Source organism: Polaribacter sp. (assembly GCF_965660385.1).
Classification (GTDB): Bacteria; Bacteroidota; Bacteroidia; order Flavobacteriales; family Flavobacteriaceae; genus Polaribacter.
This window is the reverse complement of sequence record NZ_CBFHZT010000008.1, coordinates 14,339-29,646: the sequence shown is the minus strand read 5'-3', so window position 1 is coordinate 29,646 and position 15,308 is coordinate 14,339. Positions and strand designations below refer to the sequence as shown.

At 31.8% G+C, this 15,308-nt stretch carries 8 protein-coding genes; 1 reads left to right on the top strand and 7 read right to left on the bottom strand.

From position 1 onward, the window contains the following. Window position 1: 1 nt before the first annotated feature. The 6 genes from ACTG3V_RS04150 to ACTG3V_RS04125 form a co-directional block, all read right to left on the bottom strand. Complete coding sequence (locus tag ACTG3V_RS04150) at window positions 2–2,485, bottom strand: T9SS type A sorting domain-containing protein (protein ID WP_439130875.1); 2,484 nt, start codon at window positions 2,483–2,485, stop codon at window positions 2–4. Window positions 2,486–2,773: 288 nt separating this feature from the next. Continuing rightward, complete coding sequence (locus tag ACTG3V_RS04145; protein ID WP_439130874.1) at window positions 2,774–4,372, bottom strand: hypothetical protein; 1,599 nt, start codon at window positions 4,370–4,372, stop codon at window positions 2,774–2,776. 8 nt (window positions 4,373–4,380) lie between these two features. Then, window positions 4,381–8,778: a sialate O-acetylesterase gene (locus tag ACTG3V_RS04140; protein WP_439130873.1), complete on the bottom strand. Its 4,398-nt coding sequence runs from the start codon at window positions 8,776–8,778 to the stop codon at window positions 4,381–4,383. 72 nt (window positions 8,779–8,850) lie between these two features. Then, on the bottom strand, window positions 8,851–10,806 hold the full coding sequence (locus tag ACTG3V_RS04135) for a sialate O-acetylesterase (protein WP_439130872.1): 1,956 nt from the start codon (window positions 10,804–10,806) through the stop codon (window positions 8,851–8,853). Between the two features lie 19 nt (window positions 10,807–10,825). Continuing rightward, window positions 10,826–12,286 (bottom strand): arylsulfatase, encoded by a 1,461-nt coding sequence (locus ACTG3V_RS04130; RefSeq protein ID WP_439130871.1) that lies wholly within the window; start codon window positions 12,284–12,286, stop codon window positions 10,826–10,828. A gap of 13 nt (window positions 12,287–12,299) precedes the next feature. Beyond that, the gene (locus tag ACTG3V_RS04125; RefSeq protein WP_439130870.1) at window positions 12,300–13,460 is read right to left on the bottom strand and encodes an SGNH/GDSL hydrolase family protein; all 1,161 of its coding nucleotides are present in this window, start codon (window positions 13,458–13,460) and stop codon (window positions 12,300–12,302) included. A 342-nt stretch (window positions 13,461–13,802) separates the two neighbouring features. On the opposite strand from ACTG3V_RS04125, the gene ACTG3V_RS04120 reads away from it, so the two are divergent. Beyond that, the gene (locus ACTG3V_RS04120; protein WP_439130869.1) at window positions 13,803–14,423 is read left to right on the top strand and encodes a hypothetical protein; all 621 of its coding nucleotides are present in this window, start codon (window positions 13,803–13,805) and stop codon (window positions 14,421–14,423) included. A 341-nt stretch (window positions 14,424–14,764) separates the two neighbouring features. Here ACTG3V_RS04120 and ACTG3V_RS04115 read toward each other — a convergent pair whose 3' ends face one another. Further along, window positions 14,765–15,046: a hypothetical protein gene (locus ACTG3V_RS04115; protein WP_439130868.1), complete on the bottom strand. Its 282-nt coding sequence runs from the start codon at window positions 15,044–15,046 to the stop codon at window positions 14,765–14,767. Window positions 15,047–15,308 lie beyond the last annotated feature (262 nt).

The following is a 15,308-nucleotide window of genomic DNA, read 5'->3' as shown; positions in this document are numbered from 1 at the left end:
TTTACTCTAGTATAAGTCTATTTACAGATTGTATTGAATTATTAGAAGCTTCTATAAAATATACTCCTTTTGCATAACCTGAGAGATTTATATCACATTCCTTTGCATTAACTTTTTTCTCAAAAATTAACCTGCCTGATAAAGAATATATTTTAATTTTTTTTAGAGTAAAACTACTTGTAATTGAGGCATTATTTCTAGTTGGATTTGGAAAAATTGTAAAATTATCTTTATCCATATCTATAGTTGAAAGCGATTTTTGCGCACTAACATCTACACTTATATTATTGATAATTTTTTGATCTAATCTGTCTGGCCACCCAAGACCAACAGGTAATAGATTAGTAACAATTTTATAAGGACCATTTTCTACTGTTATATTAGCATCTACTTGAAAAGGTAAACTTTCTGAGCCAAAACCAGGATTTATTGTAACTCTTTTAGAGCCAAATTCTTGAGATGGTAAATTATTAGCTTTTATAAAAACACGTAAGTCAATAATTTCTTTTGCAAAATAATCTACATTAACTGTAATAGTCTCATTAGGCGATATTTGTTGAGGCGCTGTTACATTTATCAGCTCATCATTTCCTTCAACAGCATCTATATTAAAAGCAACTTTTTCATCTAATCTATCTGGCCATCCAAGTCCGACTGGAAGCAAATTGACTACAATTTTATATGCATCATTTTCCAAAGGAATATTAGCGTCTATTTCAAATGATAAACTTTCGGTTCCAGAGCCAGGATTAATGGTAACTCTTTTAGAGCCATAAGATGTCCAAGGAGACCTATTCAATTGAATAAAAGCTTGTAAATCTCTAGTTTCACTTGCAAAATAATCAATAGTTACAGTAGCTGTTTTGTAAGGAGTTACCTCCTCTGGGCTAGTAATATTAGTTAATTTATCTGCTAAAAAAACAACGGTAGTTGAATCTACATTTTCTGTATAAAAATCACCATCTGCAAAGCTAGTTAGTGTTTTACCATTAAAATAACAGTTCTTAAAAGTTATATTCTCCCAAAGTTGATTAGTATATCCTTTTAAAGTATTCTGTGGTTTAGTTTTATCATTAGGCAAATTAGTAACCACACCATCATGCTCTTGTTGAATATTCTCAAAAACAATATTGTTTAAAGTCATTTCTGTACCTGTAGCATTGGCATCCATTGTAGCGTAAAAAGGAGGAAAAGCAGGCAATGGATCTTCAACAAAAATATTTTTAATAGTTACATTAGATATAGATTTATTATCTCTAAACTGACGCATACTTACTATTCTTCCACCATTCCACCAATGCCAATGTGCTCTATGATAAATTACTTTTACATCTCTAAAAGTAGAGGTACTACCGTCCACAATATTTTGTAAAAATAAAACAGCACCATTTGCATCATTCCAAACTGTATTGTCATGTTGGTTTACGTTTTCTACACCATAGTAAAAGGCATCATCTTGTACTCTAAAAAAGCAATCAGAAACTTCAGAATTTTTAAATGCATTTATTCCATCGCTATTAATTCGCCATGCTAAAATTTTAAGGTTTTTATAGATATTGATATTATTTGGGTCTCCTGTATGATTCATATTAAATGTATGGAAAGCAGGGTCAACAACAACAAAGCCTTCTAAATGAGCGCCTTCTGCTTGATAGGTAAATGGCTTTACGGATTTGTTATCATCATCATCTGGATGTCTTACAATATGTTCGCTACTAAATGTTCCTGAGCCATACACTTTAAAATTTTTTGAAGCACTGTTACCCCAAGCGTCTTTTGGATGCATAGTTCCTTTAACAATAGCATCACCAGGAATAAAATAGGTTTCATGGCTATGAATTTTATAGCTTAACCCAACATCATGGACACCTGGAGCAAAAACAATTTTAGAGTATTGAGTTCTATCTATGGTTCTTATATCTTCATTTGTTTGCAGTACTTTTACATCGGTACCTGTTGGAGCATTAAAAATTGGATTGGCAAATAAACTAATGGTATGTACTTTGGCTCCATTGTATCCGTAACCTGTATAATTGTCTTCCATCTGCCCATTAATATCTACATTTACATTTGCAGGTTCTGTAAAAGTTACATAGGCTTTACCATTGGTAATAGTTGCAGGTTGAGCATCGCCTACTGGTCTTACCATGGCTTTTGTAATAGGTGTACCATCTCTTTTAGAGATTTCTACAACTACATTATTAGTAAAATCTGACTCAAAAGCTACCCAAGAAGCTGTAAAACCTCTTAGTGTACCATAATATGCTCCTTCTGGATCTTCAGATGCTTCTTTAGCTCTGGTTTGTAGCACATTAGCATCTCTAAATTCTGAGTCTGGTTCGTTAGCAAATTTAACCTTACATAAATAGTAATCAGAACTATTTCGATTTGGAATGCTATCAAAAGTAATAAGTTGTTGAGCTTGTATAGTTGTAACTGCAAACCATACAAAAATCGTTTTTAAAAAAAATACTGTTTTTTTCATAATTAATAAAATGTTGGAGATTATAATAAATCGTAAAAATGACACTATATCGATTTCGCGATGTCCTATAAAGATATATATGAATTTTTAAGGATATTGGTGAAATTTAGTTCTAAAAATAGGTCCTTTTATCTCGAAGTAATTTTAATACTTAGATGTATTATTAAAATCTATACAGATAGGTCTTTATAGGTTTGGTTAAGTTTATTTGATAAAAAACTCGTTAGATAATAGATTAAAAAGAGTTTAAAAGTTGTTTTTATTATCTAAGAAATCAGTTTTTTTTAATTAGTCTTTTTTGTTGATAAATTTTATCGTTTTATCATCTACAAATTGTGTGTAAAAATTACCATCTTCAAAACTAGTTAACGGTTTACCTTTAAAGGAACAATTTTTAAATGTGATATTTTTTATCATTCTAAGGTTATCCAATCCTTTTAAGGTGTTTCTTGCTTTACCTTTTTTTGCATCAAGGCTTGTGGAAACTCCATCATGTGTTTGATGAATATTTTCAAATACTATGTTTTTTAAAACAACTTCTTTATCAGACTTTTTATTTCCAGTTATTCTTCCATAAAATGGTGGAAAAGCAGGTAGAGGATCTTCTACCAAAATATTTTTCACATGAATATTGGCAAGTTTTTTTCCAGGTCTTAATTCACGGAAACTTACAGTTCTTCCTCCATGCCACCAATGCCACATTGCACGTTGATAAATTACTTTAACATCACTAAATATACAAGAGCTTCCATCTTCAATATTTTGAAGAAATAATACTGCCCCATTTGCATCATTCCAAACAGTATTATGATGTTGATTCACATTTTTTGTACCTAAGTAAAAAGCATCGTCTTGTACTCTAAAAAAACAATCAGAAACTTCAGAATTTCTAAATGCGTTTACCCCATCACTGTTTTTTCTCCAAGCTAAAATTTTAAGGTTTTTATAAATATTAGGAGCACCTTTTCCTGTGGAATGATTCATGTTAAACGTGTGAAACGCAGGATCTGCAATTACAAAACCTTCTAAGTGAGCACCTTCTGCTTGATAAGTAAATGGCTTTACAGATTTGTCATCATCATCATCTGGATGTCTTACAATATGTTCACTACTAAACGTTCCTGAGCCATACACTTTAAAATTTTTTGAAGCGCTGTTACCCCAAGCGTCTTTTGGATGCATAGTTCCTTTAACAATGGCATCACCAGGAATAAAATAGGTTTCATCGCTGTGAATTTTATAGCTTAACCCAACATCATGAATGCCTGGTGCAAAAACTACTGTTTTAAATTTAGAGCGATCTAAAGTTCTAATGTCTTCATTGGGTTGTAAGACTTTTATTGTTGGATTATTAACATCTGGTTTTTTAAAAATAGGATTACCAAATAAAGTTATGGTGTGCACTTTAGGACCATTATAACCAAAACCCGTATAATTATCCTCCATTTGTCCGTTGATGTCTACATTCACGTTAGCTGGCTCAAAAAAAGTAACATAGGCTTTACCATCTATAATGTTGGCAGGTAAAGCTTGACCCACAGGTCTTACCGTGGCCTTAGTTATTGGTGTTCCGTCTTTTCTAGAGATTTCTACGATTACTTTTTCTTTATAATCAGATTCAAATGAAATCCAAGAAGCAGTAAAACCTCTTAGAATTTTATAATAAGCGTCTTCAGGATCTTCCGATTTTTCTTTTGCTCTAGTTTGTAATACAAATGCGTCTTCCCATTTAGATTTGTTTGCATTCTCAAATTTAACTCTACATTGGTAATAATCTGAAGTTGCACGACCAGGAATATTATTATAAACGATAAGTTCTTGTGAACAAATATGATTAATTGTAAAAAAGAAAAACGTTATTGTAAATGTAAGTACTTGTTTTTTCATAGAGATAATTAATTGATAATTAATTTTGAGTGTAATTTTCCTTTTGAATTTTCAACTTCTATAAAATACATTCCTTTTGAATAATTAGATAGATTTAATTGATATTGGTTTGTTTGGTTTAAAACTTTATTAAAAAGAAGTTTACCTCTTATAGAATAGAGCTTTAGATTAGAAATAGGTGCTGCACTTTCAATTTTTAAATGATTTGTTGCTGGATTAGGAAAAATAGTTACTCCAATGTCTTTGTATTCATTTGTTGACAAAGTTGACACAGCATTTATATTAGGAACTGTAATTTCATCTAGTCTTTCTGGCCAACCTTCACCTTCAGGAATTAAAATAGCTACTATTTTGTAGGCTCCATTGGCTAAAGGAATATTTTCGTTTATTGTTAGCGAGATATTGTTTGTGCTTAATCCTTCTTCTACAGTAATTCTTGTTGAACCATAATTTGTCCAAGGAGAAGAATTTAATTGAATATAAACTTGTAAGTCTCTACGTTGAGCAGCAGAATATTCAACCCCAACATTTATAGTTTCATTTGGTGAAACATTCTTTGGAGCAGTTACATTAATTAAATTATCTTGGAAACCTTCACTAAAAACTACAGTATTTTGATCTACAAATTCGTTAATTAAGAAATCTCCATCTTCAAAACTGCTTAGTATTTTTCCATTGAAATAGCAATTTTTAAAATAAATATTTTCGAATTTTCTGTTTTCGTCTAAACCTAATAAGGTGTTTCTTGGTTTTCCCCGATTAGCATCCAAAATACTTGTTACACCATTATGTTCTTGTCGAATATTTTCAAACACAATATTTTCAAACACAATATTTTCATTAGAACCAGAATCTATCTTTCCATAAAAAGGGGGAAATGCTGGTAGCGGATCTTCAACCAAAATATTTTTTACATGTACATTTGATATTGTTCTTCCTGGTGCAGTTTCACGCATGTTAATGATTCTTCCTCCATTCCACCAGTGCCAGCCTGCTCTGTGGTATATTACTTTAACGTCACTAAAGTTCGAGGTACTTCCATCAACTACATTTGGTAAAAATAATACAGCACCATTGGCATCATTCCAAACGGTATTGTCGTGTTGATTTACATTACCAGTTCCATGATAAAAAGCATCGTCTTGTACTCTAAAAAAACAATCAAAAACTTCAGAACTTCTAAAAGCATTTATACCATCACTATTAACTCTCCAAGCTAAAATTTTTAGATTTTTATAAATATTAATTTCAGCACCTTCACCTCTAGAATTACCCATATTAAACGTGTGAAAAGCAGGATCTGCAACTACAAAACCTTCTAAATGAGTTCCTTCTGCTTGGTACGTAAATGGCTTTGTTAATAAATTATCGTCATCATCAGGACGTCTCACAATATTTTCGCTACTTAAAGTCCCAGAACCATAAACTTTGAAGTTTTTTGCAGCTTGGTTTCCCCATAAATTTGGTGGATGAATGGTACCATGTACAACAGCATCTCCTGGAATATATAAAGTTTCATCAGTTAAAATTTGAAATCCTAGTCCAATGTCATGAACACCTGGCGCAAAAACAATAGTTTGCCAAGTTTCTCTATCTATAGTATTGATGTCTTCACTTGGCTGGACTACCCTTACATTGTTGTCATTTACGTTTGGTTTTTCAAAAACTGGATTTGCAAATAAGGATATGGTATGTACTTTTGGCCCAGTATAGCCATGCCCAGTATAATTATCCTCCATTTGTCCGTTAATATCAACGTTCACATTGGCAGCTTCTGTAAAGGTTACATAAGCTTTTCCATTTGAAATAACAGCAGCAGAAGCTTCCCCAACAGGTCTTACCATGGCTTTGGTTATAGGAGAACCATCTTTTTTTGCAATTTCAACAATTACATCATCCCCATTAAAATCAGATTCAAAAGCAATCCAAGAAGCAGTAAAACCGCTTAAAACATCATAATAAGCTTCTTCAGGATCTTCTGATGGTTCTTTGGCTCTTGTTTGAAGCACGAATGCATTTCGCCACTTGGTGTCATCTTCGTTCGCTAATTTAACTCTACAAGTGTAGTGATCAGATGGTGATCTGCCGGGAATTGCATTATAAGTGACTAATTCAGTTGTAGATATGGAATTATCATTGTCTACAAGAGTTACTTGCTCTTCAAAAGGTGATGCTGGTAAATCTGCCTCGTTATATAAATTTGTTAACGGAAAGTTATTCCAGCCAAATCTAACTTTAGCAGGTTCTGAAACGTTAACAGATGTCACTGTTATGATACTGTCATTCTCTATTTTCGCAACTGCTTCATGGAAGATGTTATCTTCACCTGCCAATTCAAAACTATATAAGCTATCTACTTTTAAATTGAATTGCTCAGAGCCATTGGTGTTTAAAGTAACAGCTTTTGCTTCTAATCCCTCACCAAAATGTTTAAATTTTAGGATGGCTTTATCTGTTTGGTTTACGCGAACCGCTGCTCTTATTTTGGGTCCTGTGTATACAATATTTTCTCCATAAACTAATTTTCTTGCAAAAAGTGCTAGTCTGCTACCTACATCTTCTTTATTTGGTGGGTGTATATCATCTGAACCACCATTTACACCACCATCTATAGAAACAACCATACCAGTATTAGAAACATTTTTCCACGTCTGTAATTGCTGATTTCTTACGATTGCAATATTACTTTCTACAGGCGAATTATTTTGTTTTGCCCAAGCCGAAAGTTGCGTAAATAGAAATGGCATATCATTTTGATTCCAAGCGGTTCGCCAAGAGCTTATAAGATCTGTAAAAATGGAACTTAAAGTTGTTCTATCTGCAAGTCTGTTAGCTTCATTTTCTCCTTGATACCAAATAACCCCTTTAACAGCTTGTTTGGTCAATGGATGAATCATAGTATTGTATAACGTAGAAGGTCCTGATAAATTAATTGCATTGTAATCGTACTTATCTTTAATATTTGCGTTAGCATTTACAGTTTCTAAAGGAATAAAAGACCCCATACCTGTGCCTCCTCTTGCTGCTAGTATCAATCCAATAGGGACGTTTACTTCCTCGTGTAAATATTTGCCAAAAAAGTAACTCGTTGCAGAGAATTGTAAAATTGAGGTTTCATTTGCAGCTTCCCAATTTGATGAATATTGAATATTATCTTGTTTTTCGTTAGACTCATAAATTCTTGCTTTAGCAAATCGGATTTGATTATTTTCATAACTACCAGGAACATTAGTAAATTCTGAATATCCACTATCTTTAAAATAACCAACATTTAACTGCATATTAGACTGCCCTCCACAAATCCAAACGTCTCCCATTAAAATATCTGTAAAATTATACCTATCTGTTCCAGTAATAGATAAGTTTAAACTACCAATTCCTGCTTCTTTTGCATCGAAAATAACTTCCCATTTTCCATTACTTGCTGTTGTGGTTTTAGTTTCGCCATCTAAAGTTACAGAAACACTTAAGCCATCACTTGCTTCTCCATAAATAGGAATTGGTTGTTGACGTTGTAAAATCATATTGGATTGAAAAACAGCATTTACATTAAAGGTTCCTAGCTCAGGTATAATATGACTGTCCCCAACTATACTATCTGAAAATAAAGTACTTCCTGCTAGTAATTCTACATAGCCAGTATTTCCTGTTAACTGTCCGTTGACAATTAAAGGTTTACTATTTTGTACTAATAATCTGGCACCATCTGCAATTTCTAAATTTTTTACTCGAACTTCTGCATCACCAATTATAGGTTGATTTGTTGTATTTGTAACGAGTACACTATCATCTTGGGTTGGTATTTGATTTCCTTCCCAATTCCCAGCATCGTGCCAATTGGTAGATATTGCACCTGTCCAGGCGATTCCCTCTATTTGTAGTTTTATGTTATCATAACTTAATTCACCTGCATTAACTTTTATAGTAACAAAATCAACATCTTCACTGGCTAATGCTGTAAAAGTTGATGTATAGGTTTCCCATTGATTTGTACCCGGAATTTGCCCGTTATTAAAATAACTCCCTGCACCATTAGGCCTTGTTATTCTTAAAGGATTGTGGGTGTTAGTACTTGCCGTTTTTACTGTAGTAGTAAATCTATATTGCTTAGTATTTATAAGAGAAAATACTTTACTGATACCAACAGTATTAAGGGTGTTTGTAGTAGTTATAAATCGATTACTACTATTAGCACCATTACCTGCTGATTCTGTAATTATTGAATTGAAACCCCACCATTTAAAATCTAAATCTCTAATTTGTGTCCCTACATCAATAGACTCAAAATCTTCTACATACATTGTTACATAGGTTTGAGCATTTACAAACGAGAAACTCATGATGAATAGTAAGTTTAATAAAACAAATGATTTATTGTGCTTATTTCTTTGAAGTGTCTTTTTCAAAATTTAAACTATTTTTTTGATAAGATTATATTATTGAAGTTAATCTTTAATTTAATTTTTTTTTGCCTCAATTCAATTATCAAAAGTTTTGCCATCTGTTATTCCTGGCCAATTGTCTGTTCTAAATGGAATAGCAGGTAGTTCTTCTTTATTGTATAAATTAAATTCAGCAGGGTTATTTGCCCAAGCAAATCGAACTGCGGTTGGATTTTTTACTTGATTTGCCCAAACCACAATTTTATTGCCTTCTATCTTTGCATTTGCTTTATAAAATTGTTTGTTCTTACCTGCAATCGTAAATTCCTTTACCTCGTTTTCAGTTCCTTTTATCATTAATCCACTCCCCAAATGAGTAAAAGAGATATATGCTTTATTACCCTTAAATTCTACAGATTTATATTTTGGTCCAGAAAAGACAATATCTTCTTTATACGCTACTTTTCTTGCAGCTAGAGCCAATCTTTTACCAACATCTTGTTTGTTTTTTGGATGGATATCGTAAGCCTTACCAATATCAATAGCTAAGGCCATAGCTGTATTTTTTAATTCAAGTGTTTTGGTTTGTGACTCCCTTAGTTCTGCCCAATTAGAATTAGATGGTTTTTTTGCTGGAGCACCAAAGTTGGCAAGTTGAACAAATAAAAAAGGAAAATCTCCTTGATTCCAATCTTTACGCCAGTTGTTTATCAAATTAGGAAAGGTAATCGCATAATCTTTTCCTCTTCCTGCATTGTTTTCTCCTTGATACCAAATTACTCCTCTAATACCATAAGGGATTAAAGGGTGAATCATTGCATTATACAATAAACTTGGTAATTCATTTGGTAATACTTCAAAATTCTCATAAACTTCATCAACCTTCAGTTTCCAAGTTCCGCTTAAATTGATTTTATCAGTTCCTATTTTTAACGCAAAATCTTTAGGTCTAGCTCTAAAGCCTCCAGGCCTTTGTCTATCTTGAACTCTTATAGTAATGTTATTCTTCCCTTTTTTTAATACATCATCAGGAATATGATACACTCTTTTTTTATTGAAGCCCCAATTGGTTTCGCCAACTTTTACGCCATTTACCCAAACTATATCAGAGTCATCTATACCTCCTAAATGAAGTGTTGCTTTTTTAGAGTTTAGATTATCATCTAGATTTACATCTTTACTAAACCAAACCAAACCATCTAAATCCTCAAACCCTACTCTTTCCCAAATTGCTGGTAATTTTATCGACAGCCAGTTGCTCTTATCCGTTTCAGGTAGCATCCATTTGCTAGTAATACCAATTGCTTTTTGGGGAAATTCTCCTATCTTTTCTTTTAAAGCTTCTTTTTTTCTTACGATTTCTTTTTCGATGCTGAAGTTTTCGATTTTTTGTTTATACTTTTCATATCCATCAAGTTTTGTAAAAGATTCTTTCGATGTCCAAGCCTCAACGCAAGTACCTCCATAATTAGAGTTTATTAAACCAATAGGAATATTTTTTTCTAAGTGAATATCTCTACCAAAAAAATAGCCAACTGCAGAAAAATTTGTTGCTGTTTGTGGTGAACAAACTTCCCAAGATTCAGTAGGTATTGTGTTTAAAGGTGTATCACTTACGCTCTCTGGAACAGAAAAAAATCTAATATTAGGGTAATTGGCCATGTTGATTTCTTCCTCTGCATTTTTAGCTCTTTTAAGTTTCCACTTCATATTAGATTGACCAGAACAGACCCAAACATCTCCTATTAAAATATCTTTTAAAACTAATTTATTAGTGCCTTCCACAGTCATTTCAAAAGGCCCACCAGCATCCATAGGTTTTAAAATTACTTGCCATTTTCCATTATTGTCAGCTTTAGTTCTATAGCTTTTCCCCAAAAAAGTAACCTTAACTTTCTCTTTAGCATCTGCAGTACCCCAAATTTTTAATTTGAGGTTTCTTTGCAATACCATGTGATTAGAAAATATATCAGCTAATTTTACTTCTGCTTTAGTGAAATTTGAAACAAAAGTGAATACTAAAAAAAATGATAAAACCTTAAAACCTTTCATGTTTATTATAAATTAATGATTAATTTGAAGCTTCAGCTTTAAATGGAAAATCTTCATTTTCTACATGTTCACTTTCCATAATTAAAGAAAGCTCTTTAACTACTTCTGGATGAAGGGCTGCAACATTATTTTCTTCTCCTATATCCACACTTAAATCGTATAGTTCCACTCTTGTTTTTTCTGGATAAAAACAGTTTAATTTTACAGCTTTCCACTTTCCTTTTCGTACTGCTTTTTTACCTCCTTGCTCATGAAATTCCCAGTACATGTGGTCGTGCGTTTTTTGCTCATTACCAGTTAATGTAGGTAAAAACGAAATACCATCTATGTTTTCTGGAGCACTTACATTGCTAATTTCTGCAAACGTTGGTAACACATCCCAAAAGGCAGAAATATGCTCTGTTTTAGAATTTGGTTTAATTTTACTTGGCCATCTAGCAATCATTGGTACACGAATTCCTCCTTCATATAAATCTCTTTTTAATCCTCTTAATTCACCATTACTATCAAAGAAAGTTGGGTCTGCACCTCCTTCTTTATGCGGACCGTTATCAGAAGTGAAAATAACAATAGTATTATCATCTATACCCAATTCTTTTAGTTTATCTAAAATTTCGCCAACTTGTTTGTCTAGTAAACCAACCATTGCTGCAAAAGTAGTTCTTGGTTCTTTTTGAGAAGTATAGTACTTAACTTCAAAACTTTCGTCTCCATAATCAGAACCAGATCGTTTATTTACATATGGTGTTTCTTCAAATTTACCTCTGTATTTATCCATCATCTCACCTTCTGGCATAATTAACTCTGCATGTGGTGCTACGTTTGGATAAAACATAAAAAATGGGGCCTCTTTGTTAGTTTCTATAAATTCTAATGCTTTGTTATGAATTAGATGCCCTGCATATTCTTCGGTTTTTTTGAAATTTTCGTTTCCTTCTAGCATAACTTTTTTACTATTATGCCATACGTGAGATGGATAATAACGGTGTGCATATCGTTGACAGTTATATCCATAAAACTCGTCAAAGCCCTGATTATTTGGATCACCTTCTGTACCCACAAAACCAAGACCCCACTTACCAAAAGCTCCTGTTTTATATCCAGATTTTTTTAGCATTTCAGCTACAGTGTATGCCTCTGCTTTCATTGGGTGTTGTCCTTCAGGTATAATTTCTTTATTCCCTCTAACAGGGCTATGTCCAGTGTGCAAGCCAGTCATTAAAACGCTTCTTGAAGGCGCACAAACCGTGCTTCCTGCATAATGCTGAGTAAACAACATACCTTCTTTAGCCATTTTATCTATATTGGGGGTTTCAATTTTGGTTTGCCCATATACTCCAACATCTGCATAACCTAAGTCATCAGCTAAAATGTAAATGATATTTGGTTTTGTATTTTCTGCTGTTTTAGTCTCCTTTTTACAACTAGACAATGAGGCTAAAAATAAGATTGAAAAATATATTATTTTAATTCTGTTCATTTTGAAATTATTATTAGTTAGAGATTTTTATATTATTTTGAGTACGTGAATCTAATCTATCTGGCCAACCTTTTCCTGAAGGCAAGATGTTTACAGAGATTTTATATTCAGCTCCTGCTTTGACATCTTTAGGAATTATAATATTAAATTCCACGTTTCCTGTTCCTTCGTTAATTTTTTTTGTTGATGCTGCTACTGTAGTCCAAGGATCTTTATTTAATTGAACAAAAACAGCTAAATCTCTTTTTTCTGTTGCAGCATAAGAAGCATTTACTTTTATTTCATCACCAGCTTCAAATTCTTTTGGTGCAGCAAGCTGATAAATTTTATCGCCCAATTTTTTATCTTCTTTTTTAGATAATGATAATCCTTTGGTATTCTTTTTCAATTCTGGTAAGATATAATTTGCAGTTTCTAATGCTAACAAACGATATCCCATTGGATTTGGATGGCGATCTCTATACCAACCATCTACATTATCAAAAATTGGGTCTAATTCTGTTGTTAGTACTCTTACCATTTCTGTTTTTTTCCATTCAACATAAGATGTAAATTCTAAAGCCACATCTTTATAATCTTCTGGAATTTCAGAAAAAGGTACAAACCTTACATTCATTGAATTCTGTCCATGAGTTTCTAAACCTCTCTTGTATAATGGATATACATCAAATACCTCTAACTTTTCTTCTTTAGCTAATTCTTTAACCATTGTATTTACTATTTCAGATCCTTTTTCACTTAAAAAAGGAATGATGGTAGTTAAGATAATTTTTGCAGAAGGAAAATCAGTTTTTAATTTATCAATCAGAATTTTATAGTCCTTAGGAAAATTTTCTTCAACAGGTTTTCTTTTGAAAGAATCATTTATTCCATATCTAACAAAAATATAATCCATTTTACCCAATGGTTTAATATCTCTATCATATCTTCCACTTTCAACTACAGAAAAAGCGGTTTCTCCTCCTAATGCCGAATTTATAACTTCAACATTTGGAGTTTCTGTATTTTTATTGATAATATCTTCAATAGTAGTTTCAAAAATACCTTTACCACCAATAGTTGTGCTATCTCCAATTAAAAGTACTTTAATTTTGTTGTTATTTTCTGATTGGTAAAAAAATGCCGTAGAAAAAACAATCATCCAACTTAGGTTAATGACTTTTAATAATTTCATTTTTAGATAATATTTTAATTTTAAAAATAATTTATACATCAAATGTATGAGTTATTTTAAAAAAAAAATACATGGTTTTATCTCAAAAAAGGGTAAGTTATCGGTCTATTTGTTATAAGAGTTTTAGCCTCAAAATTGCTAGTTGATCGTTTATTTTTGCTAAGAAAAAATCAATTTTATAAAAAAATATGGTTACAAAAATAATTAGTAGAAATAAAGAACTTTTTTAACTAGAATTGAGTTAAAAACTAAAAACATCCAAATAATGAAATATAAATACGCAACAACTTCAAATTTAAAAAGTGAACTTTGTTTCCTGTAACAAATAAAACAAACCACAATATGAAAAAAAATATTATTTTACTTGCTATTTTTTCAAGTTCATTCATTTTTGCGCAAACAATAATTCCTTTAGAAAACGGAGATATTGAAGATACAGGTGCAATGTATCAAAATAAAAGAAATGGTAAAAAATGGTCTATAAAGGGCATTTGGTTTAACGAGAACTCAAAACCAAGTAAATTTAATGTAGCCAACAGTGGTTTAGCTATTGGTGAAGGAGTAGAGGGGTCACAAGCAATAAAATCTACAGTGGTAGATGGTGAAGGTAAGACTGCACAGGTAACCTTAGTTTTAGGTAGAATAGATATTAGTGCGTATGGTCCGGGTACTTATAAGTTTGATTTCAAAGTAAAATCTAAAGAAACAACCCCTCAGAGACCTTTTTGGCTGGTGGTTAATGCTGATGATAGCAGAAAGAAAAACATTACAAAAGAAGCTATTTCTACCGTAGATAATGGGGGGACTGTTTCATTTAGAGGATTGGAAAATGTTTATTCACGTCAATCTATTACTGTGAAAGTATCTGGAGATGACACAAAATATTTATTACTACAAGTTCAACATGGCAGATTTTCTAACACTTATTGGTTTGATAACTTTACCTTAACTAAGCTAGACTAATTACTATAAAATCCCCCGAAAATTAATGTAATATTAATTTTAAATAAACACCATTAATTTGGTGTTTTTTGTTAGTCGAGATTTTTAAAAAAAATTATCCAATTAAAAATGATTTTCTTTGTTAAGAATATCAAATTTTTATAATTCTGAAAAAACTAATCGTGGGTTCAAAATTACCTTCCCCATATATTCCTATGTCAAAAAACATTTTTTATTAACAAAATTAGCATTAATAAAAAATGTAGCTGTTTTTATTTTACCTGTATTTTCGTTTTTTAACGTTTTTCTTTTTTCGCCTTTTTTTCCATTAAATAATAAAGACCAAGATTTAGTATCGTCGTCTAAATAGGAGATTTTATAGCAAATTTATTGTGATTAGCAACAAATTTATTGTTAAAGTCAAAACCTATTTTATTCGCTTTTCTAGCAATATAATCGTAATACATTCCTGGTTTTACCATCCACATTTCAATAGGTTGCTTAATTTTAACAACAGGTGTAGTTTTATAATTTAAGGTATCTCTTTGAGATACCCATCTTTCAAAATTTTTTAACAGGCGTGCCACCTCCTTTTCTAAGATAGCTTTCTCTAAGGAAACACCAAGCATCTGGACTATCTTCAACAGTTCTACCTAAACTAAAACTAACCCAAGAAAGCATTTCTGGTAATAAGGAAAATTCATTGTGTAACAGATAATTACTTGGAATTTGTAGTAAACGTATGCTAGAGGTAAAGTAGCGATAAGGGAAAGATGTTGTGGTTTTACCAAAGCGAAAACCTCTTTCGGAAATTATCCATTTTTTTTAATGATAGGATTGGTTTCATCTAGGTATAAATAACCTCTTGTGCATTATGATTTAAGATAAAATAGTTGCTCATCTTAC